The organism is Salmonella sp. SAL4457 (genome assembly GCF_046548235.1).
In the GTDB taxonomy this organism is placed as follows: domain Bacteria; phylum Pseudomonadota; class Gammaproteobacteria; order Enterobacterales; family Enterobacteriaceae; genus Salmonella; species Salmonella enterica.
Genome location: NZ_JBGDZO010000004.1, coordinates 467,775 through 493,930, shown reverse-complemented (window position 1 = coordinate 493,930; position 26,156 = coordinate 467,775). Strand labels below are relative to the sequence as shown.

General features: G+C 48.2%; 20 protein-coding genes and 1 pseudogene. 4 read left to right on the top strand and 17 right to left on the bottom strand.

Annotation, left to right across the window (positions count from 1 at the left end):
* Positions 1 to 121: 121 nt before the first annotated feature.
* From ACLJNW_RS16095 to ACLJNW_RS16080, 4 genes are all read right to left on the bottom strand, one after another.
* Positions 122 to 1,837: an aryl-sulfate sulfotransferase gene (locus ACLJNW_RS16095; protein ID WP_023203782.1), complete on the bottom strand. Its 1,716-nt coding sequence runs from the start codon at positions 1,835 to 1,837 to the stop codon at positions 122 to 124.
* A 126-nt stretch (positions 1,838 to 1,963) separates the two neighbouring features.
* The gene (locus tag ACLJNW_RS16090; protein WP_001055831.1) at positions 1,964 to 3,217 is read right to left on the bottom strand and encodes a hypothetical protein; all 1,254 of its coding nucleotides are present in this window, start codon (positions 3,215 to 3,217) and stop codon (positions 1,964 to 1,966) included.
* 18 nt (positions 3,218 to 3,235) lie between these two features.
* Positions 3,236 to 4,426, bottom strand: a complete 1,191-nt coding sequence (locus ACLJNW_RS16085) for an anaerobic sulfatase maturase (protein ID WP_000971148.1) — start codon at positions 4,424 to 4,426, stop codon at positions 3,236 to 3,238.
* A gap of 98 nt (positions 4,427 to 4,524) precedes the next feature.
* Positions 4,525 to 6,018 carry a sulfatase gene (locus ACLJNW_RS16080; RefSeq protein ID WP_000831880.1) on the bottom strand — a complete coding sequence of 498 codons (1,494 nt, stop codon included), beginning with the start codon at positions 6,016 to 6,018 and terminating at the stop codon, positions 4,525 to 4,527.
* Between the two features lie 594 nt (positions 6,019 to 6,612).
* On the opposite strand from ACLJNW_RS16080, the gene ACLJNW_RS16075 reads away from it, so the two are divergent.
* Entirely contained in the window at positions 6,613 to 7,374 is a 762-nt protein-coding gene (locus ACLJNW_RS16075; protein ID WP_000791534.1) for an outer membrane protein OmpK, read from the top strand.
* Positions 7,375 to 7,472: 98 nt separating this feature from the next.
* A complete protein-coding gene (locus ACLJNW_RS16070) occupies positions 7,473 to 9,044 on the top strand; it encodes a bifunctional metallophosphatase/5'-nucleotidase (protein ID WP_000262866.1) in 1,572 nt (523 codons plus the stop codon).
* Positions 9,045 to 9,089: 45 nt separating this feature from the next.
* Here the strand turns inward: ACLJNW_RS16070 and ACLJNW_RS16065 are convergent, their stop codons facing one another.
* Complete coding sequence (locus ACLJNW_RS16065; protein ID WP_023203783.1) at positions 9,090 to 10,808, bottom strand: aryl-sulfate sulfotransferase; 1,719 nt, start codon at positions 10,806 to 10,808, stop codon at positions 9,090 to 9,092.
* A gap of 522 nt (positions 10,809 to 11,330) precedes the next feature.
* Between ACLJNW_RS16065 and ACLJNW_RS16060 the strand changes: the two genes are divergently transcribed.
* Positions 11,331 to 11,768 carry a transcriptional regulator gene (locus ACLJNW_RS16060; protein WP_000158344.1) on the top strand — a complete coding sequence of 146 codons (438 nt, stop codon included), beginning with the start codon at positions 11,331 to 11,333 and terminating at the stop codon, positions 11,766 to 11,768.
* A gap of 16 nt (positions 11,769 to 11,784) precedes the next feature.
* Here the strand turns inward: ACLJNW_RS16060 and ACLJNW_RS16055 are convergent, their stop codons facing one another.
* Positions 11,785 to 12,780: a LysR family transcriptional regulator gene (locus tag ACLJNW_RS16055; protein WP_023203785.1), complete on the bottom strand. Its 996-nt coding sequence runs from the start codon at positions 12,778 to 12,780 to the stop codon at positions 11,785 to 11,787.
* Between the two features lie 369 nt (positions 12,781 to 13,149).
* Between ACLJNW_RS16055 and ACLJNW_RS16050 the strand changes: the two genes are divergently transcribed.
* Entirely contained in the window at positions 13,150 to 13,599 is a 450-nt protein-coding gene (locus tag ACLJNW_RS16050; RefSeq protein WP_001250361.1) for a transcriptional regulator, read from the top strand.
* A gap of 99 nt (positions 13,600 to 13,698) precedes the next feature.
* Here ACLJNW_RS16050 and ACLJNW_RS16045 read toward each other — a convergent pair whose 3' ends face one another.
* The 11 genes and pseudogenes from ACLJNW_RS16045 to ACLJNW_RS15995 form a co-directional block, all read right to left on the bottom strand.
* Positions 13,699 to 13,986, bottom strand: coding sequence for a hypothetical protein (locus ACLJNW_RS16045; RefSeq protein ID WP_000839833.1), 288 nt, complete (start codon positions 13,984 to 13,986; stop codon positions 13,699 to 13,701).
* A 38-nt stretch (positions 13,987 to 14,024) separates the two neighbouring features.
* Positions 14,025 to 14,870, bottom strand: coding sequence for a DsbA family protein (locus ACLJNW_RS16040; protein WP_000291399.1), 846 nt, complete (start codon positions 14,868 to 14,870; stop codon positions 14,025 to 14,027).
* Positions 14,871 to 14,934: 64 nt separating this feature from the next.
* Entirely contained in the window at positions 14,935 to 15,666 is a 732-nt protein-coding gene (gene bcfG, locus ACLJNW_RS16035) for a fimbrial chaperone BcfG (RefSeq protein ID WP_077910390.1), read from the bottom strand.
* A complete protein-coding gene (locus ACLJNW_RS16030; protein ID WP_001243234.1) occupies positions 15,632 to 16,150 on the bottom strand; it encodes a fimbrial protein BcfF in 519 nt (172 codons plus the stop codon). The genes bcfG and ACLJNW_RS16030 overlap by 35 nt, the downstream gene beginning before the upstream one ends.
* Before the next feature lie 15 nt (positions 16,151 to 16,165).
* Positions 16,166 to 16,711, bottom strand: a complete 546-nt coding sequence (locus ACLJNW_RS16025; protein ID WP_023203788.1) for a fimbrial protein BcfE — start codon at positions 16,709 to 16,711, stop codon at positions 16,166 to 16,168.
* Positions 16,712 to 17,718: pseudogene (locus ACLJNW_RS16020) on the bottom strand (fimbrial protein BcfD). It abuts the gene before it with no gap.
* The gene (gene bcfC, locus ACLJNW_RS16015) at positions 17,719 to 20,340 is read right to left on the bottom strand and encodes a fimbrial usher BcfC (protein WP_023203790.1); all 2,622 of its coding nucleotides are present in this window, start codon (positions 20,338 to 20,340) and stop codon (positions 17,719 to 17,721) included.
* Between the two features lie 4 nt (positions 20,341 to 20,344).
* Entirely contained in the window at positions 20,345 to 21,031 is a 687-nt protein-coding gene (gene bcfB, locus ACLJNW_RS16010) for a fimbrial biogenesis chaperone BcfB (RefSeq protein WP_000742551.1), read from the bottom strand.
* Between the two features lie 100 nt (positions 21,032 to 21,131).
* Entirely contained in the window at positions 21,132 to 21,674 is a 543-nt protein-coding gene (locus ACLJNW_RS16005) for a fimbrial protein BcfA (protein WP_000743357.1), read from the bottom strand.
* Between the two features lie 428 nt (positions 21,675 to 22,102).
* A complete protein-coding gene (locus tag ACLJNW_RS16000) occupies positions 22,103 to 22,807 on the bottom strand; it encodes a winged helix-turn-helix transcriptional regulator (protein ID WP_000738617.1) in 705 nt (234 codons plus the stop codon).
* Positions 22,808 to 23,087: 280 nt separating this feature from the next.
* Positions 23,088 to 26,084, bottom strand: coding sequence for a hypothetical protein (locus ACLJNW_RS15995; RefSeq protein ID WP_024154847.1), 2,997 nt, complete (start codon positions 26,082 to 26,084; stop codon positions 23,088 to 23,090).
* Between the last annotated feature and the right edge of the window lie 72 nt (positions 26,085 to 26,156).

The window sequence follows — 26,156 nt, the reverse complement described above, 5'->3', positions numbered from 1 at the left end:
CTTACCTCGCCTGACTCATCGTTAAAATTAGATTATATATGATGAATAGCTCGTTTTTTACGAAATGAAGTCCGACTTACGCCGGACTTTTTTAGTGCAGTCAGTCATTGATGATAGACCGCTACGCGTACAGATCCATTTTATACACCCGGAAACTGGTAATATCGTAGCGATAGCCTTCCCCGTTCGTTTCCGCGTTTTTGTAGTAACCTGACGTCATGGTCGCTTCAAAAAGCACGGTTTTCTCCGTAGGCGCAATCTCCTGTAAAATTAGCAGCCCCATCGCCTCGCTGCCCGCCTGCGGATCGATAATATCGCTCTCGCCAGGCTGGCAAGAGATGGCGCGGCCATTTTCATCAAACGTGCAGTCGGCAAAATGCACCACAATATTGCCATTCTGCTGGATCTCTTTCGCGCTAACGCAGCTACTGTAGCCACGCGCGCCCAGCTCCTTGCCGTATTCAAATGGCCGCATAACGGTCATCTCATTCATATTCACCACGAAATGGACAATGCGGCTGTAGTTATCCGGCGGTAACAGGCTTTTGCTGTCATCACGCGAACGGTAGTTACCGTTATCAAATACCATAAACTCCACTATACCCGGCGTATTATTGGCGATTTCAACGACGTTATGCTGGCCCCACGTCCAAAAGTCACGGTCGGCCGCGTCGATATCCTCCTGTTTGCTAAAGTCATAAAGCGCCACACCTTCACTGTCGACCGGGGTTAAAAGATAAGGCTGATAAGCGTCGTCCCAGTCTTCATGCGTTGACAAAATAAAGCGTAGCGCTTGCGTTTGCAGATCGACGCCAAACACCGCGCTCTGATGACGCCCGGACGCAATTAACAACTGATTCGTCTCATTCACGTAGCTCTGGTTTATATGCAGCCAGTCTTTAACCGTCGGGTCTTCTCCCGGCGCCGTACCTGAAGGACGGGAAACCCGCGTCGTATCCAGCACCTTCGCCATATCGTAGTAAGCCGTCTCCAGTCCGGTAGTCAGATCGACAACCGATACGCCGTCTTCATTGGTTTTCAAATCGTCGGGCCGACCCGAGGTATATTCAGAGGGCGCAACAATGGTATTGCTATCCCACGGCCAGATAGAATGGTGAAATTGATTATCGAGATTATAGAATGTGTGAAGACGCCCCATCATGTCGAACTCATACATATCCAGATAGGTATTTTTCGCTTCTGAAGTAGTGAGGAAATGGCCATTATCAATTCGAACAAAATTATAAGACGGATAATCCTGAGTAACGTACCAGCGCACCAGACCATTCTGATCTAATGCGTAATTATAGCGATCGAAATGCGTAATAAAATAAAACCCTGGCGCCATCTTGTCCGCATCGGTAGCAGGTTGCGTCACGTTGATAATCGGAAAACCTAATACGACCTCCGCGGAATCTACCGGCGGTAATGGCTGTGTGATGAGCGTATAGACGGCAAGCGGCGTATCTGCCTGAGAAAAGACAATACGGTTTTCAGTATCCGCTACCAGCCCCAGAACCGGCAACAGATTTGCGCCTGCCGTAAGGGTGTAAAGATGTTCTACCTGCATCGCCGTTTTTGCCGCATCCTGGACCGTGACTATGATCTCAGCCGGTTCCAGACTCCAGACCCCGGCATAAGCGCTTAAAGGCGCCGTGCCGTAAGGGTCTAACAACATGAGCGCATTTTCTACCGTATTCTCTTGCGTGACCTGCGCAAGGCAATTTTCATAAATAGCGGTATGGTTAAGCACCATTTCATTATTGATATCGATACCCTGATTAATCGCCGGACGCGGCGCAGGAAGGACAACAGACGTTGTAGTTAACGTATTCATGATAAATCTCCAGTGTATTAATCTCATCGCCCCTCATGGGGACCACGAAAATTAATACTCTGGATTTTTAAGCCGTCCGAATAAAATACCGCAACAACACCTCATCACACTTTTTATTTTAGCAATTCAGTTACGTGAAGCGTTATATTCAAATTTTAGGTAATCCAGTACGGCAACAACATTGCCAGGAGACATCCGGTTAAGATGCGGCAGGAAGGGATGGTTGTGAACATAGCGAATAAACGCCGTCGCGCTATTTAGCGTCGCATGGCGTAACAAACTCACCTTTTTATTTCCTGTGAGATTGCATACCGCCATCGCATAATCCCGTGTGGAAAATGTACGCCAGACGTTGTTGCGAATTCCGCCGCTCAAAAACAACCGCGGAGGGAGATCGCGTTTGGGCGGCGTAACGCCTCTTTCACGCACAAACGAAATATGACAGCGCCCCTGACGAAGATAGCTAAAATTCGCCATCATACAGCCGCCCAGAATGAAGCATTCGTGATCGAGATAATGTTGGACATTCAGGGAACGCTCATCCGTCAACGCCTGAACCAACTCAAAATGTCGATAAGCAGGTAATACGGGTTTTACTAACATCCCCGGATCGTTTTTATATAAAACGGCGGGGCCGTAATCCACATCAAATAATACATTGCGGCGCATGGTCAGCGCCTCTTTTCGCTGCACCAGATGCGCCAGCGTGCCGGACGGAAGTCGTTCTTCGTAATCAGAATGATATTGATAATCCGCTTCCACCGGTTGGGCGGAGTAATTCGTTGAGATCGCGACGACCTTACCGCTCTCCTCTTCCGCCGTCACCAGCACGTATAAGCTGCTGTCGCCGCCGTTAAATTTCACACGAAACGCCCGCGTGCTCATAGCGATATCAAACGCGGGAAACACAAAATCGCGTTCCGCTTGATTAGCGCGACGGGACAGTTTTTGTAATTCGCGGCTAAAACCCGTGCTGTCTATCGCCAGCGCCGCGCGTATTTCAACTAGCGACGCTCCTTCGCCAATCAACGTGGCAAGGTTCTCTTGTCTGGCGTCGCTCCTGATAGCGGTATAGGAGATGAACGTTTTATTACACTGGCGGCAATACATACGCCGTTCACCTTTAGTGGAAAATCCATATTTTTTCAGCGACGTCCCGCCACAATGCGGACAGGACTTCACCAGACCTTTCCAGGGTTGATTCGCCGCCTGGCGAAAAAGATTAAGCGATCTGGCTGAGATAATGGGGAACAAAAAACCGCACGCTCGACAGAGAACATTTTTCCCTTGCGGTAGATAGTCTGGGCTCCCCAGAATCCCCAGATTTTTGCAGCCTGGCGTTTTGCAAGCATCGACATTAATGTGAGAAAACATATTCACTCCCTGCGAATACTACCTTCAAACAAATATTGACTTTATTTCTGCAGGTGAGATGCCTTTTTCATACAGGGTTCGCATGGCACTCATCGCCGTCGCGGTATGCGAGAAAAAAGCCTGATAACCTGCACACAGATAGTTATGATTGGTTGCGCCTGACGCAGAGGGTAAAAAACGATGTTTCGGACAGCCGCCATAGCAGGCGAACTTCCATTGACAGCGATGGCACTCCTGCGCCATTGAACGCTGTTTATCGCTGCCGAACTGGCGATTTTGTTCGCCCTGATTCATTTGACGCAGCGTCTTCTGGTGGATATTCCCCAGTTTAAATTGCGGATACACGAAGTGATCGCAGTTATAAACATCGCCGTTCATTTCCATCGCAAACGCGCTGCCGCAGGTGGGAGCAAAAACGCAAACCTGCGGCGGCAGGCCGCACCAGGCCGCCAGCGTCTGTTCAAATAGCTGGATGCCGATATCGCCGATATCCTCACGGATCCAGATATCAAATACCGCATTCAGAAACTGACCAAATTGCAGGCTATCGACCGACCACGGCGTCATCGCGATATGTTTATCCTGCGGCTGCGCCAGCCCATTTTCCCCACAGCGTTCAACTAAAGGGATAAATTGCATATAGCGGCTACCAATGCTTTTCAGGTAGCGATAGACCTGAACAGGATGATGCATATTGGTACGGTTAACCACCGTGAGGGTATTAAATTCTACGTCGTGCTGCGCCAGACAACGCACCGCATTTTCTACTTTTTCATGCGTCGGCTTTCCGGAGCGCGTCACTCGCCATTCATCGTGTAACGCGGCATCGCCATCAATAGAGACGCCAACCAGAAAATCATGCTCCCGGAAGAAGGTCGCCCAGTCGTCGTTGATCAGGATACCGTTGGTCTGGAAGGTATTGACGATGGTTTTGCCGCCACAATAGCGCTGCTGAAATTCAACGGCTTTACGATAAAACGGGATGCCCATTAATGTGGGTTCCCCGCCCTGCCACGCAAAAATGACCTCATCAATATCCTGTGCGGCAATCTGCTGCCTGATGAAGAGTTCGAGGGTCTCTTCCGACATTTTGTAATGGTTTTTTCGATCCGGATAGAGCTTTTCTTTCTCCAGATAAAAACAGTACTTACAGTCAAGGTTACACACCGATCCGGTCGGTTTAACCATGACCTGACAACTTTTCCCAAACATCATTACCTTCCCTGAAATAAAAGAACCTGATCCGGCACAGAGTGACCGGATCAGGTGGGCATCGCCCTAAGTGGCATACTTAATTTTTTATAATTATTCCATTAGCCCCAGGTGACAGGCGTCGGCTTATCGCCACGGGCTTTCATCAGCGAATCGTTATCAATATCCTTTTTATACTTCAGGAACTTACCGTAAAGCTGTTTCTCAATCTGCGGCTGTTTACCAATTTGATTGAGCGTCTCGAAACGATCGGTTTTCAGGTTATAGAGATATTTAGGTTTATTCTGGCGATCGATGATCATCTTCCAGTCGCCGTCGCGGATCGCCCACTCATCCGTCGGATCATCCTGGAACGGCATATCGATACCGAAGATCAGCGGTTTCTGGCGTTTTAACGTCTTGTCCTTCAGGAGCGGAACTAAAGACTGACCGTCGTAGGTACGATCGGTCGGAAGTTTAAAGTCCATCATGTTGGCCAGCGTCGGCAACCAGTCAAGACCATATACCGGCGTGTCCGTTACCATCCCCTGTGGAATGTGCTTGCCGTATTTGATGATTGCCGGTACGCGAATGCCACCTTCCCACAGGTTGTCTTTACGCCCGCGCAGACCGTCGGTTTCCCCGGCCAGGTTCAGCTCGTATACCTTACGCGCTTCACGCGTGACAGGGCCGTTGTCGCTGGTAAAGATGACGATAGTGTTATCTTCCTCGCCCATCGCCTTAATTTTATCCAGCACTTTACCGACCTGCTCATCCATATAGCTGATATTGGCGTAATATTCGCCGGTACCGCGCCACGGTTTGTCTGCCCAGTCACCGTAGAACAGATCCGGATGCTGCTTCTGGTAGTCGGTCATGTACTGCGAATACATATCAAGGTATTTTTTCGGCGACGCCAGCGGGCTATGGACTTCGGTAAAGGCGACATATAAGAAGAACGGATTATCGTCTTTTTTATTATCCAGCCAGTTCACCACTTCAGAGCTCACAAACTCGCCGCTCATCTTATCTGCGCGGCCAATATGTTGGCCATTACGAATCCACCCCGTAGGATGCACCACGCCATAGCGCGGGCGCTCCTTGGCGTTATCCAGCGTAGCATCGGTGACAAATCCCGCCGGATTAACCAACGTATAGTCAAAGCCCATGTCTTTCGCCTGCGGCTGATCGGTGCGATCGCCGCCCGCATTCAGGTGTAATTTCCCCATCATCGCCGTATCGTAGCCCTGCTGTTTTAGCAGATTGGCGATAGTCAGTTCATTACGCCCCAGCGCAACATCTTTGCCTTCCGGTATCCAGGAACGGATTCCGGTACGGAACGGCATACGACCGGTTAACAGGCCCGCGCGGGAAGGAGAACACAGAGGCGCTGGCGCATAATAGTCGGTAAACTTCACCCCCTCCTGCGCCAATTTGTCTATGTTAGGTGTTTTAACGATGCGGTGCCCGTAGGTGGCGAGATCGCCATACCCTAAATCATCCGCCAGAATAATGACTAAGTTAGGACGCTTTGCGGTTGCCGCTTGCGCGGTTGATAATACGCATCCAGCGCATAGCGCCAACCCTATCATACTGGCAACGACTGTTCTTTTCATTTCAACTCCTTTGAGTTATCGCACGGTCTGATTACGATATATTTGCCGATAGACCCGGCTGCGGAATACAGCCTAAATTAATTGCACTATATATATTCGATTTGTCTTATATTTCTTCCATTAACATCGTTTTATCGTAGAAAATTATTCACACTCATTATAATATTAATACCATAAATATATTTCGTGCTAAAGAAAACACGCCTGAAGCAGTCTATAAAAAAAGAAATCGCGAACGAGTGATGCAGATCTCAAATATGGCCCATATGTCAGAACCGCTATTGTGATGTCAATATATGTTGCTGTTTGAACGGTAACACCCTCATTTAATGGCAGTAAGTTGTCTTTGCGAGAGATTATTCCCATTCGAAGTTTCATTAATTTCATGCTATCCGGTGTGACTTTTACAACAGAGACATAAACTATAAATCAAATAGTTATCACGTAATAAACAACATTATCTGACACGAATATTTGACGATTATATGTCGCTGATATTTTTGAGACATCTATCACCTACGTATAAAAAGACACTCCTTAGAATTCGCTTCTTTACACAACATTTCACTGTGTTTTTACCTCATGGAGTTGAGCATGAAAAATAAGAAATATATTAATAGTCTACTCGCCGCATGTGTTCTTTTCTCTTGCTTTAATGGCCAGGCAGCGGAATTGAAACGCGTATACGGTAAACTTAGCTTCGGATATGGCGACTGGAATAAAGGCTTTGTCAATGTCGATCGCGGCGAAGTGTGGAAAGCGGTAGCCGATTTCGGCGCCGTGTTTGACAGGGGCGAATTTGCATCATTTTATGAAATGAACGTGCTCAACCATCCGGTAGAAGGCCGTAACCATGTAACCCAATTTCTGGGACATTATAGGGTAGTAGAAGGCTCTAACTTTACCGCAATGATGAAACTCTATATGTCGATGGAGAATAAATTCGGTGATGAATTAAACATGATGTACGGGGTAGGTTATCTGGGTTTAACCAGCCCATCAGGCTTTATTAAGCCCTATTTCGCTGTTCATAACTTATCGAACGATTATACCTCTAAAAAGTATGGACAGGCGACAGGCTTTAACGGTTATGTTCTCGGTTGGGTCGCGGCTTATAACTTCGATATGTTTAATGAAAAGTTCGTCATTTCAAACTGGAACGAAGTTGAAATGGATCGTAATGATGCCTACGCCGAACAACAGGGTGGGACGACCGGCCTGAACGGCGCGGTAACGTTTACATGGAAATTTATGCCGCGATGGACCGCCTCCGTCTCTTACCGTTACTTCAATAATAAATTGGGGTATGACGGCTACGGCGACCGTATGAATTACCTGATCGGCTTCGAGTTTTAATAATTAATAAACTTGATGAATATTACTTAATTTCCCCGGTTTGTAGTCGTGAATGACACGACTACAGGCATTGTTTTTCTTTAATGTAGCGTAAATGGATGGTTTATATGAACAAAAAGTTTTCGATATCCCTACTGTCGCTGTGCATTGGTTTGTCTTCAGCCATTTCCTTTTCAGCCGATGCGCGTGACATCACAATTTATTATACAAACGATTTACATGCCCATGTAACCCCAGAAATTATCCCCTATGTATCCAAGACACGTCCGGTAGGCGGCTTTGCGCCCATCTCGAAAATTGTCAAAGATGCAAAAGCGAAAGAGAAAGATGTCTTTTTCTTTGATGCTGGCGACTATTTCACCGGACCTTTTATCAGTACGCTGACCAAAGGCGAGGCTATTATTGATATTTTAAATACCATGCCTTACGACGCCGTCTCTGTCGGTAACCATGAATTTGACCATGGCCATGAGAATCTGGTTAAACAACTCAGCAAATTGCAATTCCCGGTATTGTTGGATAATGTTTTTTACAGCGGCACAGATACGCCATTAATTAAAGAACCGTATACCATCGTGGAAAAAGATGGATTCAAGATCGGCGTCATCGGTATGCACGGCGTTTCCGCATTCTATGAAGCGATTGCTGCAGGCGTGCGTGAAGGCGTTGACTGCCGCGATCCGATTCCTTATGTGAAAAAACAGCTGGAAGAGTTAAAAGGGAAAGTTGACCTGACCGTGCTGCTCGCCCACGAAGGCGTGCCGGGTATGCAGTCCAGCGCAGGCGAGGCTGATGTCGCACGCGCACTGAAAACCGACGTTGATATGGCGAAATCGCTGGAAGGCTATGGACTTAACGTCCTGATTACCGGCCATGCGCATAAAGGTACGCCAGAACCGATTAAAGTGGGCGATACCCTTGTCGTTTCCACGGATGCGTACACCATCGAATTAGGTAAACTGGTGCTTGACTGGAACCCGGAAACCAAAAAAGTGGACAGCTACAATGGTAAGTTGATCACCATGTATGCGGATACTTATAAGCCAGATCCGGTCACGCAGGCCAAAATTGACGAATGGGATAACAAGGTTAAGAAAATTACCGATGAGGTGGTCGCGCACTCTCCGGAAGTGCTGACCCGTTCTTACGGTGAATCCGCGCCAACCGGCAACTTAATCACCGATGCCCTGATGGCTACCGTTCCTGGCGCCGACGCTTCCTTCTATAATGCTGGCGGCATCCGTACCGAATTGCCTAAAGGTAATATCACCTATGGTGATGTGCTGAGTATGTATCCGTTCACCAACGATGTCATGAGCATGGAAATCAGCGGTAAGGACCTGAAATCCATCATGTCACACGCTGCCGATCTGAAAAACGGTATGCTGCACGTATCTAAAACCGTCCAGTTTAAATATGACAGCACCAAACCGCTGGGCCAGCGTATTGTTGAATTTGATATCAAAGGCAAACCGGTAGAAGACAATAAACTCTATACCGTCGCGCTGGACTCCTTTATCGGTAAAGGTGGTGGCGGATTTACCTTCACTAAAGGTAAAAATATCAAATATATAGGGATACAAACCGCACCGGCGTTGGTTAACTATATGAAGCAGGTTAACAATATTCAACCTGACCACACCATGCGCGTGGATGATATTAGCAAATAAGCCATAATGTTATGCGGTCGATAACCGGCCGCATAACATACTTAGTTATGCAAACAGCGGCATTTTGTATACCCGAAATGCAGAAATATCATAACGATAATTCGTGCCATTCGTCTCTTCGTTCTTGAAATAGCCCGACGTCACCATCGCTTCGAATAAGACCTCTTTCGTCTCTTTATTGATTTCTTGTAATACCAGTCGACCTAACGCCTGTTGCCCTTCATCCGGATCGACAAGATCGCTGGAACCTGGTTGCGCGGTAATGGTATGTTCAAACTCATCAACCGTCGTCGCGCCGAAGTGAATAACCAGGTGACCATTAGTCAATAAATGCTTAGCGCTCACAAAACTGCTATAGCCCCGGTTCCCGACTTCCGTTTTACCATACTCATACGGACGCGTTACGGTCATCGTATTTAGGTTTATTTTAAACTGCACCACCCGGCTGAAGTTATCGAGCGGCAACAGACTTTTCGCATCTTCGCGTGAACGATAGTTACCATTATCAAAGACCATAAACTCCAGGATACCAGGCTCATCGTTTGGAATTTCAACAATGTTATGCTGCCCCCAGGTCCAGAAATTCTTATCTGCCGCATCAATCCCTCCCGGCGAGGTAAGATCGTACAGCGGGACACCATCATCATCGACAGGGGTTAATAAGTATTGCTTGAATTCGTCAGACCAATCCTCATGGTTCGCCATAATAAAGCGCAGTTCGCCGGAATCCACATTTACGCCAAAAATCGCGCTCTGATGTCGACCGGAACAGATCAGCAAATTGTTGGGTTCATTAATATAGCTTTGGTTGATATGCAGCCAGTCATCCATTGATACGTCCTGACCTGGCGCGCTTCCGGAAGGACGCGGCGATCTGGAATAATCCATCACATACAGCATATCGTAATAGGCGACTTCAAGTCCGGTAGATAAGTTAATAATAGAAACGCCATCTTTCCCGGTTGAGTAACCGTCTGGCCGTCCATTGCTATATTCTGAAGGCGCAATCGCCAGATTGTTCTCAATGGGAAGAATGGAGTGATGGAACTCATTGTCGAGAAGATAAACCGTATAAACCCGTCCCATAATGTCAAATTCATACATATTCAGACAATGGTTTATTCCCTGTGACGTCGCCAGGAAATGGCCGTTATCCATTCTGACAAAATTATAAGAAGGGATTTCCTGACTTACATACCACCGGACAATCCCGTTATGATCAAAAGCCAGATTATACCGATCAAAATAAGTGGAGAAATAAAGTCCTTCCTCCATCAGCGAGGCCTGCTGCGCAGGACAGGAGACGCTAATAATAGGGAAGCCGAGGCTCACGTTAGCCGAATCCGTGGGCGGTAATGCGTCTGTCATTACTGTATATTGCCCGACAATTTGCGAGGCAAGGCGTAGGGTAATCTGATTATTCACCGCAGATACCATCCCACACACAGGAATAAGGTTAGCGCCCGGATGTACATCATATTGATAACGCACTTCCTCTGTCGTCGCTTCGCTATCAACAACATTGATCTCAAGCGCGGCAGCTTCATCCATCCAAATCCCCAGATAGAGACTCAACGGGGCAGTCCCGTAGGGATTTACGGTGACAATAGCCTTGTCACAGGTATTAGATTGCGTAATCTCCGCTAATCGTTGTTCATATATGGCGTTATGGTTTAACACCAGTGCGTTATTGGTATCGATTTTCTGGTTAATCGGCTCACGCGGTGCGGGCATGTTAACCATTGACGAACTTTTCTTATTCATACGTTTCTCCTGATTAATTGGGATATAGACAACGAGCAGCTACAACATGCCAGCCCGTTGCTTAGCAAATAACCCTACGTCAACAAGAGAAATCGGTTTAATAATTTAAAATAAAACATCCATAAAATAACACCCAGACTAAAACTATTCTTTATCATCCGAAGATTTTATTTCCCTGGCGCTACTATAAAAGCATAACAATTATGTAGCATTAATGCATTGTGACTAATAGCCTATACCTTTTTTATGGTTGGCATAGGCCTTGCGCCATAATTCAAATTATTTTATATCAACAATAAAGCAATCAAAGCATATCAATCTACTGATAAAAATTAACACTACTATCATTTTATTTTTAGAACGACTAAAAATAAAATTTTAGTTTTTCTAAAAAACCATCATTTTTGTGACACGATACGATTTTCTCTGGAAAAAAGACGCTATTACAATCACGCCAGTTGATCCACAAATTTAATATGCATATTATTATCGCTACCCCAATTAAACCCATTAAATAACATCATGACTATTTATTTAATTAACAGCACGCACACTTACAATGATAAGACCAATGAGCTAAAAAACATAAAAACGGGAAAGATGATAAAAATTGCCGCAATGCGCATAAAGTGTCTGGAATATATGCTGAATCATGCACAACAAGAGATTATTTATAAAAAACAACTCACTAATGAACTTTGGGGGGAAAGAAGTCAATTTATCAGCGACGCCAACCTGACCCAGATTTTATATCTACTGCGGCGCGACCTTAAAGGCTTTGGCTTGAGCCAGTTTTTTTCCACGGTGCCTCGAACGGGTATTAAAGTAGATGCTAACATTATTATCAGCAATGAAAACAAAAACCTCCCCTCTTCTTTAAAAAAAGAAGGGGATAAATATATAGCATTATTTTTTGCTTTACTGACCATGGTCATAATGGTTATTTATTTAATACAGTAATTTGATATTAAACTGATCAATCGCATAAGGATGTGCTTCCTTCAACCAAAGCGTCAGGCTGTTTTTCCTGGCTAAAAAGAAAGGTCGACTGAAATGTTGATATCAGTTTTTTGGCATTTTTATAATGGGTGCTGTTTGTAGCCAGATAAGCATAAACGGGTAACGTACGAAAAATCATTTCATCAGGCATACGTAGTATTTTTATATTATAACGCCGCACATCTCTAAAATAAGTAGCAATCTTTCCTGGCAAAATCGCAACCATATCGCTTTTTTCAACAACACCGATAACGCCAAATAGTGAATCACTATAATAACCTATTTCCCTGCGCCCCGCATAAGGCGTACTGCTCTTGAATAAATCAATGCTATCAGCGGTGAAAGAAGAGAACATATCTGAATGATAGACAGCATGTCTGGCAGCATAAAAATTATATAAAGAAATTTTTTCAAGCCCAACCAATGGACTTTTTTCACCACAAACACAAACAAAATCAGATAAATTATCAATAAGATAACTTTCGATCATCTCATTCTTAATTTCCAGAATTCCCATGATGACATCCGCATAGCCATGCGTCAGCATGGAGGCTGGTGAGTATTCCCCTGTTTTTTTAATCGCATAGTGTTTAATAATATATCGATTCATCAACACAGTATCCAGCAATGCTGGAAAATAGTAATTTTCAGTGATATCACTTCCCAGAACAATGAGTTCATTACTCTCCTGAGCATCTGTTTTATCGCACAGTGTGCTTTCTATAGATTCAATTGCCTGGCGAAATACCTGGTGAAGCGATTTACCTTTGCTGGACGGAACTAATCCTTTGCGGGTTCTGATAAATAACTCTTCGCCATAAAGATTTTGTAAACGAAGAAGAGCCTGAGAGATCGCCGCAGGCGTGACATCCAGTTTCCTCGCCGCCCTGGTTGCATTTCCTTCAGTAATAACCGTATCGAACACTTTGATCAGATTGTAGTCAATTTTTTTAGCATTTTTTATTGGCCGCATATAGGTTATCCTGGCTGGTATAATCTGGCACCATCATTTAAGGCGCAGATTAACCTTGCACCACACTTATTTCAATAAGTAAATCATTGCCTCTATCTGTTTGTTATTAAATTATAATTTTATTGATATCATTTCAGCCTGTGTGAAATAAAAACACATGATGCTATTTTATAAAAAAAATCAAAAACATCTGGCACACTTTATAAAAAAGTAAAAAAACATAATATTATCCTATTTAATCACAAATGATTCTCTTATTTCTTTGCGGTTCTCTACGCTTATCCGTACTGATGTAAGGAGTACTTTACCGCCAGTGAACACACTGACAGTGTGAAACGTACCTTATGAATATCAAAACGGAGTGAATTCATGAGACAATATACTATTAATAACGAATTTATTTATAATGAGTCGTTAAGAGAAATAATATCATTACATGATAAAAAAGTGCTAAAGGTGACGCTAATGCGTGCGCGTTGTTTAAGCTATCTTTTTGAAAATGCCTACAAGAAACTGATTACGCGGGAGATGATTTCACACGCAGTTTGGGGAGAGCGAAGTCAATTTGTTAGCGATGCTAATTTGACGCAACTTCTTTATCTGCTGCGACGAGATTTACAACAAATCGGGCTTTTCGAACTGTTTGTTACGCTCCCCAGGCAGGGGATAAAAATCGATGAAAGATTTATCATTGACGCTGCTGACATACCGCCACAAGCTATTCAACATCATACTCACCGATGTAATAAAATTATATCCATTGGTATTCCCACTCTTTTTTTATTGATCGTGCTTTTCTTTTTAGCGCCGTTTATCTGAAGATAAAGTCTGTAGACCGTGTCCCGGGAAGGTGAGAACATTTTTCATAATATCCTCACACGACACTGACGGGACACCACCTGCGGTCTGCTACGCGGTTCAGTCATAGACAATGCGTAGCACTGTTAATTGCTTATCTTCATCCAAATAATCTCGTTTTACCGTTGCATGAGGAGACGATATCGGCGTGATAATATTCTCGACAATAATATAACGTTCAACTCCCTCTTTATTATGGCATTGAATTTCTAAGGTTCCCACGTCATTCCAGCAGCCTGCCTCAACAACCGATCCCATAAAATGAATCTGAGCGGTCGGTTTCGCTGTCCCTTCATGAACGATAAAGGAAAGTAAAATCACCGGTATGACGCAACGCATAGACTTCATTTTACTTTCACTCCTGTGCGTTCTCCTCTGAGCGAATATCACCCCTTCGCTTTCTGAATCGCCATTTGCAACATATCCTGAGTCGTGCTTCCCGGGATCACGGTCACCCGTTTTACATCACCGTTTTGCGTCTGAGGCATGACGACAAAAGCAGGCGTGCCGCTAAAGTCCATATGCTGCGCCAGTGCCTGGTTAGTGAGGAGCGCATCATGCACTGCACCGCTGCTTTGCGCTTCTTTTACGGCGGCCAACTGCGTCGGCGTTAGATAATGTTGCGCCAGGGTGTAGACATCGTGTTCCGTTAACGCGCCTTCCACCTTCCCTGTGGCATAAAGCGCATTATGCCAGTCGAGATATTTCGCCCCGCCCTGTGTAAGCCATACCTGTTCGCCGACTCTTGCCGCCAGTCCGGATACCGGCCAGCGGGAGGAAAAAATAGGAAACTCTTTGAAAATAAACCGGGTATCCGGGTTCGCCTTAATCAGGTTTTCGACCACAGGCGCCATTTTGCTGCACCACGAGCACTGGTAATCAAAGAACATTACCACCGCCGCTTTTGCCTCGCTGGGCCCAACGGAAGGACTGCTGCTACTGAGCAACTCAGCACGATACTGTAATGCCAGTTGAACATACGCCTGTTGTTGCGCAATCTGCTGACGCTGATGCAACGTCTCGCTGGCGGCGACCAAAAATTCCGGATGTTCGGCCAAATACGTTGCCACCACCTCTCCCACTTTATCCGGATGACTGACGATGTAGGCTTCCGCCGTCGGGCCAATTTGCGACGTCGGGGCAGAATCGGCGGCGATTGCCGAGGCGGATACGGCAACGCCTGCCAACGTCAACATCGCCAGTCGGGAAAGTTTTAACGCGTGATAATACATAATAAAAGTCTCGTTCGATAAGATCGGAAAGCCTCCCGCTATCGGGAGACGCCTGAAAAATAGGTTAATGAATACGCGTCAGATCCACGGTTTGCGCTGGCATTACCCGCCCATAGTCATTAATACTTTGCCAGCGCACAGTGCAGCGAACCGCGTGCCGGCACCAGTCCGTTCGACGCGTTGCAAAGGGAGCCACGACCCCGGCGTTGTCCTGGGCGCGCTCGTTAGCGCGTAATAAAAAGAGCGTAACGTAATAGGGTGTCGGATTGCGTACCGTCGCGCCATCGGGGGTAAGCGACCAGATCAGATGCCGGTAGGCCTGCTGCGGATTGCCGGCGAGTCCCTCAGGGCGATAGAGCAATTTTAAAGCCGAACGAAACGCCATTTGTACACGGTTCGCTTCCGGTTTACCGGAGGGAATAGCGGCGATACTCAAGGTAAACAGACTTTCCCTGTCGGCGGGTAGCGGTGCGCCGGTATAAACCACCCGCATTGAGTTTTCCTGGCGCGCTGAAAGCATAAATAATGGCGGCGTGACTACGAAGGGCGTGATATTCCCTTCGTTTTTGGTTCCGGGCCAGCGGCCACCAGGTAAAATATGCGTATCGATTAACCAGGACGCTTCTGAATGGTTACTTACCGGTACGCTTAATGCCGGGGCGCCCGCATGATAGATAAAGCGAGTACCGCCAATTACCACGCCAGCCTGCGCCCATGATATGGGAAGCAAGCACCAATATATCGCGCAGCGTAAAAAGAGCTTATTCATAGGCAAGAATGAAGGTTGCGGAGGCATTGGCGTCCCCGGGCGTTACCGTGCCGCCATCGGCAAGATAACGCGCATAAAATTGCAGATGCGCCGACGCCTGACCCGGACTGAGCGTCACCACATCACTCTCCTGCCCCAGTGGGATTAAGGTTTTATTTTGATCATAAAGCGCAATCCCAATGCCTGAAGCGTCGCTTTCCCCTGCGGTAAGCGCCAATAAATCCGTATTACGACTGTCCGCCGCACCGCTAAAACTGACCGTTACGCCGCTGGCAGTGCTGCCGCAGTTTTGTAAATCGATAGCAAAAGGTTGCCATGCGGAACCGTCGCCTGCGCGATAAAACTGCCGTTGAGAAACCGCGCCCATCGCCACGTTAATATTTTCCGAGCCAGGAGAGAGCGAGCACGTATTGTCCGTGATGGTTCCGGAAACATAGACCCGGCCATCGTGCGCCTGGACGCCGGATGCCGCCAGCAGCATCCCGATGCCGTACAGGATATCGTTACGCATAATTACGATGGCTCCTCATTCATACTGCATATCGAAATACATGACCGCCGTCGCGTTCCCGGACGTGACCGTCGGCCGGGTCGATTTATAGCGAATATAAAAAGACAGCGTGTTGCGTCCGGCTTTCAACGGATAGACCACCGAGTCGGCATTATTGATACTGATGGTATCCTGATCATCATTCAGAATTTCCACCCCAACCCCGCTTGCTAACATGTTTCCGCTTCCCATCCCGGTGTCGGTTATCGCCAGTAGCGCGGGATTGTCCGGATCGGGTTCGCCGGTAAACCAGATCTTCGCCCCGGCAATTCCTCGGGAACAATTTTTGAGGTTGATATTAAAGGGCTTAAATTTTGTCGTTGTTCCTGTCGAAGGAAAGTCGCCAACCGCAAACTGTCCTAAATCAATACTTTGACTGAGGCTGGAGATATCTATGTCGCAGGTTTGCGCCACAATAGTGCCGGTAAATTCGAGGTTATAAGCGAGGTCGTCAGCGCTGGCATTGATTTGTGGACACAGGATTAGTCCCATGACAAAAAGAGCGCAGTGTGATCTGTTCATTTAGTCAAAGTCCACTCGCAGGCTGGCCAGGGCGGTAAACGCCCCTTCCGCTGGCGTTTCACCTGTTGTACTCACCGGGTAGGCTTGCAATGTGATGTTAGCGCGTCCGGCGCTATCGGTGATAAAAGGCGCGACGCTCTGTACATCATTGGGGATAAGCGCGTTTCCTTCATCGGTTTCGACCACTACGCCGACATCCGCATTATCCGAAGCGATAGCCTGGGGAACGTGGCTATCCGGCGTAGCGATAAGACGCATTGTTAAATTGACCTGCGAATCCAGACCGCTGCACTTTACCGGTACGCTGAATTTTTTCGCTCGTACCCCCTCCGGCTTTTGGCCTGCATGGTTGAAATTGCCGCTGTATAATGCGCCGAAATTCACCAGAATCGTTTGTCCGGCGTTGATTTCGCAGCTTTGCGGAACGGTCACCGTTCCACTATAAAGAATGCTGTACACGACATCTGTCAGCGGATCGCCTGCGGCGGTCATGACATAAACATTGAACATAGTCTTAGGACTAATATTACCGTGCCGACGAACGGTTTAACAATTTTGAGCTGAAACTCCAGATTTGAGTCACGAACGTAAAACGGTTGACCCGCTTTCACATTTTCATCATATCCCATCAGGACATTGTTCATTGGCGGATAGATATCGCCCGCCGAAGAATCCTCAATTCGCATTCCGCCTTCAAGGTAGTCCGGGTCCAGCTTTAAATATTTCCAGTTACCGCTCGTTTCTACGACCGGATATGGCGACACATAGGAGCGATAAGTCTGGCTATAGGTCGACGCGCCGGCGGGACACACCGCCTGTACATTAACTTCCTGGCTTTTTTCCAGTTGAACCGTCTTTCCCACCTGGTTTCGTTCTGCCGTCAGAGTGGTCGTTAAATCGTAATTAATACTGGAAGGCACGCCGTTAACGTTTTTACACACGTCTGCGAAGGCGTACTGCGATACGACACTTCCAGCCAGCAGAGCAAATAAAAGAGGTATTTTCATTTAATGACACTCCGCATGTTGTCGACTCAGAATCTGACGGGAGGAAGAGAGATGATAGGACGCGACACACTGTTGATCCGGCAGGTTCCCCCAGCGAACGTGCAGAACGCCTTGCGCTGACAACCCGGAAAGATAGACTTCCCCGGCCTCGTCAACAATCGCCTCCGCATGGCGATCATTCACCGTCACCGTTGCGCCAAAGGGTACAGGCTTACCGTTATGATTCAGCGTTACCAGGGCACGCGCGCCGACCCGCGCTTTAAAGCGGGCCAGAACCAGCGCGCCTTCGGTCGGCACAACGCGAGTCACCGCGTCATCAATATCGACATCATCAGCCATGGCGTTAACGTCCAGCGCCATACGGTTTTGGCGATATGTTGTCGCATACGGCACCACCGCATAGCCACGCGCGTCCGTATGAATACCCGGCTGGTCGACAACGCCGACGTTGGCTGCGCCCGGCACGGCAATCAAAATATTGGTATTGCCCAGCGGCTGGCTTAGTGTCACTCCATGCGCGTGCGCCACCAGGCCGCCGCTCAGGCCATAATTCACCTGCTGGTAATCGCCGTTATCGCTAACGTTATAGCCAATGTTGGCGTTGCCTTTCGCGCCATCGTATTCCAGACTGGCGGCGCCGCTTTCGCCAATACCGTGATTCTGATAACCTTGTTGTATGTTGTAACTAAGATTGTTTTCGTCCAGCAGTGTGCCGCTAAGGCCCGCATTCTGCGTAACGTTATGCTGTTTGTCCGTACTGGTGCTAAAGGTAGCGTAAACATTGTGATGGCGCGTGACCTCATCATCGTGTTGCAGCCATTGACTTAGCGGCACCGAGATATTCAGCGCGAAAATTTGATCGCGCTCCGCATCGCCTGCGGATTTGTTATTGTTGTAAGAAACGCTCCATGCAATCCCCGCCAGCGTATCGCTGTATCCCACCTGCAACAAAGAATCCTTTTCATCAGTGTGCCAGTAACTTTGCTGGCTGCCGGTAATAAAAAGCGATCCCAACCCGCCTAGCTGTTGATTGATATCGAGTTGTACTTTCCCCCTTCTGGTGTAATAAAGGTTGTAATAATCCGCCCATTCCGGCCTGCTTTTATCGCTGTCAGTCCGATTGTCATCGTCATAGCCGCTCATCCGTTTCCACGTGGTATCATCCAACGTGTAAAAGCCCGAGGTTGAATAGCGATAGCCCATAAGCTGTAAATTGGTTCCTGACTGTGCAAGCGATTTGGCATACAGGAAACGCAGCGATTGCCCCTGGTAGGTGTTATTATCCGCCAGCGTACTGGTAGCCTGGGTGACATCCAGCGACACCGCGCCCCAGTCGCCCAGATTTGCGCCGCTGCCGATCGCCAGCGCGTGATAATGACTGGAAAGTTGTGTTCCGCCATACAGCGTAAAACCATGCGGTAACCCCCATATCAAGGTCGCCTGACTGAATTTCACCTTCTCTTTTTGACTACTATCGCTGCGATACTCCGCCACCGTCGCCGCATACTTCAGCCGCCCTTCTCGTTGTAGAATCGGCACGGCGGAATAGGGCACGTTATAACGATTAATAGAACCGTCGGACTCTTTGACTTCCACAGTCAAATCGCCGCTGGCGGCGGTAGGATAGAGATCATTAATAGTAAATGCCCCGGGCGGCACATAGCGCTGATTAATGATGTAGCCGTTTTGCCGAATGGTCACTTGCGCGTTGCTTCTGGCAATGCCGTGAATGGTCGGTGCGAAGCCCTTCATGCTGTCTGGCAACATATTGTCGTCAGACGCCAGTTGTAGCCCGCGAAAAGGAAGGCTGTCGAATAATGCGGAGGGGGTATAACTATCGCCTGCCGTCAGTTCTCCCTGCAAAAAGACCACATCACGTTCCAGATAAGTACTGATGTGCTGCCAGTCGCTGTCGCTATTCTGATCGCCGCTATTCGCGTTCCATGTGGAGTAGTCGCGTAACCGCCAGGCCCCCAGATTAAGGCCGCTATTCAATCCAAGAAAATAGCTGTTCTCCGCACTGCCGCCTGGGCTCCGATCCTGACTATTCGCGCCGGTAAAGGTGTAATTCAATAGCAACGCGTTAATACCTTCATCCCAGTATTGCGGTGGGATATAGCCTCTGGCGCTGGCAACCATCGCCGCCTGCGGGATGCTAATGTCGAGACGTTGCTGCGCAAAATCAAAGCGGGTCCGGGCGGCCGGTATCGCACTGGCGAGATCCGGGCAACTTCCCGCCGCCGCCTTCGCCAACAGTGGAAATGCCCCGGTGTTTACCCCCATATTTTTAAGCATTTCAGGCGTCAGGCAGGCGCGTAATCCGCTGTCATCGGTGGGCGCGCTTTTTCCCGTCGTTTTCACCGCCTGGAAGGCAATGTCTCTGGTCGCGAGAAACGTATTGTTCAGGTAAACGTCAACGCGATACATCCCCGCCGCCTGGGCATTACGGGAAAAGGTCGATAGGTCGGCCACCGCAGACGGGTCGTCAGACAGAAATGCCGGGTTGAAATAGTTTTCCGCCCACCCCGGCGCAGGCGCCAGTGCGATAGCCAACGCCAGCGGGGTTAATACGGGTTTAGTTACGCTGGAGTAATATCGCGTCATGAAAAGCTGATTACGCATAACATCATGAAGCTGGACAAACGCGTGCTGGCGTCGTTGCGCCAAAATCGTTTACCGTGCGCAAAGATACCTGGCCGGGCGTCGCCGGGAGAGTGATCGCGCCTTTCGGCGGTACCATAGTATTCGGCAGTTTTTTCCCCGCGCTGTACAGTTCAACCATCGAAACGTAGTACGGCGAAGGGTTAGTAATCGTTAGCTGGCCGCGCTCGTTACGGCAGCGAAGCGTCGACGGGGCATGAGCTGGCGCCTCCGCCAGATTTTTCGGGCGAATAAATAGCTTAATCACGCTTTGCGTCGCAATTTGCAGGGAGTTGCCGGTCAATTTATTTTTATCGACAGAGGGTATCGCTTTACTGTTTAAATAAAATACGCTTTCGCGATCGGTCGGTAATGACGGCCCGACATACATAATACGTAATATATTTTCTTTTTTAGGCTGGATCACAAAGAGAGGCGGCGTAATGATAAAATCCGTCGAGCGTGAACCATCGGCATTGGCGACCCATGACTGAATTAAAAAAACATTGCTGGCAGAAGAATTAATAATCGGCAAGGAGGTTTGCTTACTTCCCTGCGGATAAATCACCCTGGTCGCGCCCAGCGCAATGCCTCCCGCCTGCGCGGCAAACGACAGGCCGGCCGCCGACAGCAGTAGCAATAATCGAAGGAAAATCGGTACGTTTTTTTTCATCTGCGTAATATCCTGATGCCGTCGGTTTGTTACGCGCAGTGACGCGCGTAACGCCCCTTTCTCGCCTCCCAACAGACGAGAAAAAAATCCCGATAAGGAATCAGGAATAAACCATGCTAAATGTCGCCGTCGCGGTAACATTACCGGCAGTCGCCGTACCGGTAGCGATATAATCCACGCTAAGCGGAATAACGTTTTCGCCATCGTTCAAGGTAACAGTACTGGACGATTCACCGATATTCAGCGCCTGGCCATCTGGTCCATAAAGTTGTAATGCCACATTCGTCGCCGAACCTGCCCCAGCGGTATTCGCCAGCGACCCCGGCTGGTTTGCGTCCTGTTGGCCATTAAAAATCACCGCCGCATTCTGGCTGGTCTGAGTATCGCAGTCTTCCAGTTTGATGGTGAAATCTTCTTTTTGATTCGCCACCATACCGGCCTCGGTTAATTTACTGGCGCGAACCTGGCCTAATGTCACGGTCTGATCGACAGAGTCAGCGGAAACAGAACAGGCAGCGTCAACGACCTGTCCGACAAAATTTACCGTACCGCCAGTGACGGTTGTAGTATCCGCTTGCGCGGTGGACAACATTCCGCCAAAGGCAATGGCAGAGACCATTAATGCTAGTACAGGCTTTTTCATTCAAGCTCCTTTTAAATATAAAAATAAGGGTAATCAGATTTTTTAACGAAACGGCTGCTGATATTTCTTCACAGCAATATCACGACTTTTTCTTATGCGAAAAAAGTGTCTTCTTGTTCTGATATAAATGTCAGAAGCAATAAAACAGCCACTCAACGTCGTGAGTTTATCTTTACGTTATAATGAGATAACGATGTTATTAATTATTAGCAAGCCAACGGCAAGTTGCAATCATCGACATTTTGTTTTATAGGACCAGGCATAACATGTTGTTTTATATTAACTTTACAGCAGTCGTTCGGCCTATCTCCTTTAGCCATATTGACTTTTTAAAAATAGCTTTCATAACAACCTTCAGTAAAACATTCTATTAACGATACCAGGCAAATTCAGTCGAGATATGTAAATATATCGTTGCGGATAGTGCATTAATACGCCACTGGCAGTTTTCCGAGCGCCGTCAGCCGCCCATTATCAATATGGATATACCCGCCTTTTTTTAGTTCAGACAGAATCTTCATGGTCCGACTGCGCGATATCCCGGTACGCCGTTGAATAAAATTCAACACGATAATGCTTTCCCGGTAGGCCTGTGGATAAGCCCAGATTTCAGTCAGCAGCGCCCGAACTTTCAGATAAGAATCGACGCCGACTAATTCACGATCGCGCGCGCTCATCACCATCAGACGGTAAGCCAGACAACGGGCCACGTCGTGCCACAAATCGCATTCATCGGCGATTTTTATAAAATCCGGCAGGCGAACAAATCTACCGGTACAAACCGTTTCTGCGAGCAAAAAGTGTTCCGGTCGCGCGGGGACGTTATAGGTAGCGCCATAGCTGTCAACCATACCCACGACCGATGGCGCAAACGATGAAGATATATGGAGTCGTTTGTCATCATGACAGAAAGAAACAACGCCTGACTCCAGTAATACAATGTAGTGTTCATCGTTTGCCTGTAAATAAAACTCATCGCCGATACCCAGCGTAAACGGTTGACCAAATGGCAACAAGGCCGAAAATAAGGCATCAATTGCCGCGTGAGGTTTAGCCTGCTGAGAAAAAAGAAAAGAGTGTAATGAATTCTCATTATTATCTTTAGCAAAAGCGTCGTTCATCATTTTTTTCATTAACGGTTGTCTACTCAATGTAGCGTCACAGTATAACCTCTCAAAAAGTACTTAAATTAATAATAAATAACATCGCTATGCAGTATTTCTGTATTCACAACGCACTAATACGCAATATTTTTAAGATTAAGATAATTCTTAATACAAAATGATTACAGAAAATTAATAACAAATTACGCATAAAGAATGAGAGGTCAGGGGGCGCAGGAAAAGAGATTCGAAAGAACGCGCCTTCGAATCTCAAACTAATAGTCCAGATTAATGCAAATAAGCAGTGATATTATCTGAAATAGCGAGGGGCAGCATAATACTCTACCATTTTATCCGCCAGCCAGCCGCCGTCTTCACCGTTAGAATGGATTGTCGTAATACTGATAGTAGAACCACCGCCCCATAAGATCGAAAAGACGTTAAAGTCCGGTAGGTTCAGCGCCTGCATCTGGCCCCAGTCATACCCTTTATCTTTACGTAAAAAGTCGCCGACGGTCGGGACGCCGTAAGTCGCGCTATTTAAGGCCGTATTGAGTAGCTGCAAAGAGAGCGTGTCAGGATCGCTGCCAATACGGGCGTCACCCATAAAAAAGGTTCCGCCGGATGCAAAGTGCGCAGCGCTGATTTTACTGACGCCCTCTTCTACTGTAGGCATATGGCCGCCTGGGATTTGCCACAGCATGGCGGGCGTCAGCAGCGCTTTCGTCACCTGTTTGACCATCGCCAGGTAATTAAGCCAGCATGTCGCATTCCAGCCATAGTGGGCAAGCGCATCAGGACTGAAACAGTCACGCTCAAATTTATCAAACGCAATAAAGTCCGGCGCATATTCTCCGCTATAAACGCCCAGTTCATGAATAAATCCGGCGATCGCCTGCCCTTCAGCTACCGGATCAGCGGTATCGCGCAGCACCCAGTCCGCCGTTCCTGTCGCCCAGACATTCGTCTGCCAGCCAAAAGCCACATCCGGGGCAAACTGACGAACAAGATAGTTCACCGCCTGAATATAGCCGTAGAGATCGTCGCTAAACGTCGGCAACGAAGGCACGATAAAGCCAGCCATCGCCGGTAATGCTTGTATCGCCGCCGCCAGTTGGGCATTCACCGGCACACTGTTTTTTTGCCGTACTACGGTATAGCCATACGGTCCTTGCTGTAGCGCCCCGAGAAAATCCGGGTTAAGCACAAAGGTGGCCGGGACAGGATGCGTCTCATCTTTGTATGACTGCGCCGCCAGACACTGGGTAATAAAGTTACCAAAATGGTTACGTAGCTTTTGCGCATCCTGTAAATCCGCCAGCGCGCTACCGCCGCTGGCATTCGCGGTATAAATGACCATTACCGGCATGACGCTACGCCCGGCTTCTTTTTCTATCTGGCGCACCAGCGCAACGGTTTTATGGATCGGTAACGTCGCGTAATCCAGAAAACCATCCCCGTTCACGTCAACCTCCGCGGCCGGAACCGGATCGCCGCCGCCGTCAAAACCATCGTATTTAAACAACGCGCTAAACGGTATATCGCGATAAAGAGAAACCGTCTCTGGCGCGTTAACCGTCACGCCGCCATGAGCAAGGTAATCAGGCCAACCTTTTACCTGTAGCGTCACGCCGGGCAGAAACTCCAGCGCCACATGGTTGACCTTTTGCAACAACCGTAGCGGCCCGGCCTGTTCACAACGCCACGGCACGCTGTCGATGAAAATATCGTCCGTCTGAACATCATACAGCCCAGGCGCAAAGCGTAATGCCAACGTCTGCCGATCGCTGCCGCTCTCCAGCATTAATGAGTATTGATATTTACCGCTGCTGAACAGATAACGCTGCGGCACGACGCCATCGGGCAGACCCAGTATAGTGGCATCCACCGTCACGAAACTCGCCGTGTCGAGCGCTGACTGTTGGTAAGCGACAGCAACCTCGGCAACCTGCGCCGCAGCAGGGATAAAACCCGTAAGCTGTATGGGTGCCGCTATAAAGCGGTTATTAATCATCGCAGGCTGTAGATTGACCGTATAATGATGCCCCGCCAGTAGCCGGGTGATTAACTGCGGTTGGTTGGCGATCAGCGTGACGGTACGCTCATCCGCTTGCGTAACATCGGCGAACTCAACGGTCAATTTCGCATTACCAAGCGCAGGGGCGTCAATCATCAGACGCGCGCTGGCATAACGGACAATTGGCAGACAGGATACCTGGACCTGCGCGGCGGCATCGCCGGATTGCAGCGTAACGGTAAAAGAGGACTCGACTGGCGCGATTTGCATCTCATCATTCGCCAGTACCGGTACGGTAAGCCGATACGTTCCTGCGCTAAGATCGCCTATTGTCAGAACCTCGCCCCACTCACCGACAAAGCGCCGGGTTTCGCCGGCAGGAAACAGCAGCTCAATCACCGGTTTGAGCGCCACGGTCTGCGTCATGGCAGGAAAATGAACGCAAACTTTTCCCTGACGGGCAGGATCATGGGCCAACGTCGCGTTCAAATCGCTGATGGCAACTGGCGTCTGCGTGGCGGCCAGATAGCACTGTAATTCGGCGGTATCCCCCGCCGCCAGCATCAGCGCGCCGTCATGATTAATGGTGATAGTATTCTTCTCGATGGGCCATCCCCCATCGCTGGCCAGCGTCACGGCCTGATTCCCCAACATTGTTCCCTGAAACGGACTGTAGGGATCGGGGTGCGCGCTGGCCGTAAAATTCAGTTGAAGCTGATTGAGATCTACCGCCTGGGCGTAGAGGTTGGTCAGCGTAAAGGTGACGCGTTGATACCAACTTGCGGTATTCAACTCGCTAACGTTAAGCGTAAGGCCGTGTTCCTGAAGGTCATTGTCCTTTTCCGGCACATCGGGTTCGGCGGGTTGTTCGTCTGCGGCGGGTATCGCTGGCGTCTCCTGATCGGATGGGGTTTCAGACTCTGCGTCTTCGGATGACGATGACGCCAGCGTCAAGGTGATGGCGGACATTTTTACCGGCACCTGCGTCGCCGCGAGGCTGAAAGAGAGCGTCCCGCGTTCGCCCGGCTGAAGAAGTAATGCATCGCTGTTATTAATGATGATGTTGTTAGTTTCCAGCGTGCCATACGAACTCTCATTCAGCGTAAGCGGCAGGTTCCCTTTGAGCGTACCGCCGCTATTTCCCCATGGATCGATGTGCCCGGAAGCCGTGAATGATATTGCGGCATGGTTCATATCGACCGCATTACCGCTCTCATTGATGAAAGTTAAGGTGATTTTTTGATACCAGCTGTTGACGTCAAATGCGCTGGCGTGAATGGAAATGGTCATGGTCTACTCTTCCTCTGTCCCTGGTGGAGAAAAGCCCCGGTAAACCGGGGCTTGAATCATGAAGCCCAATAC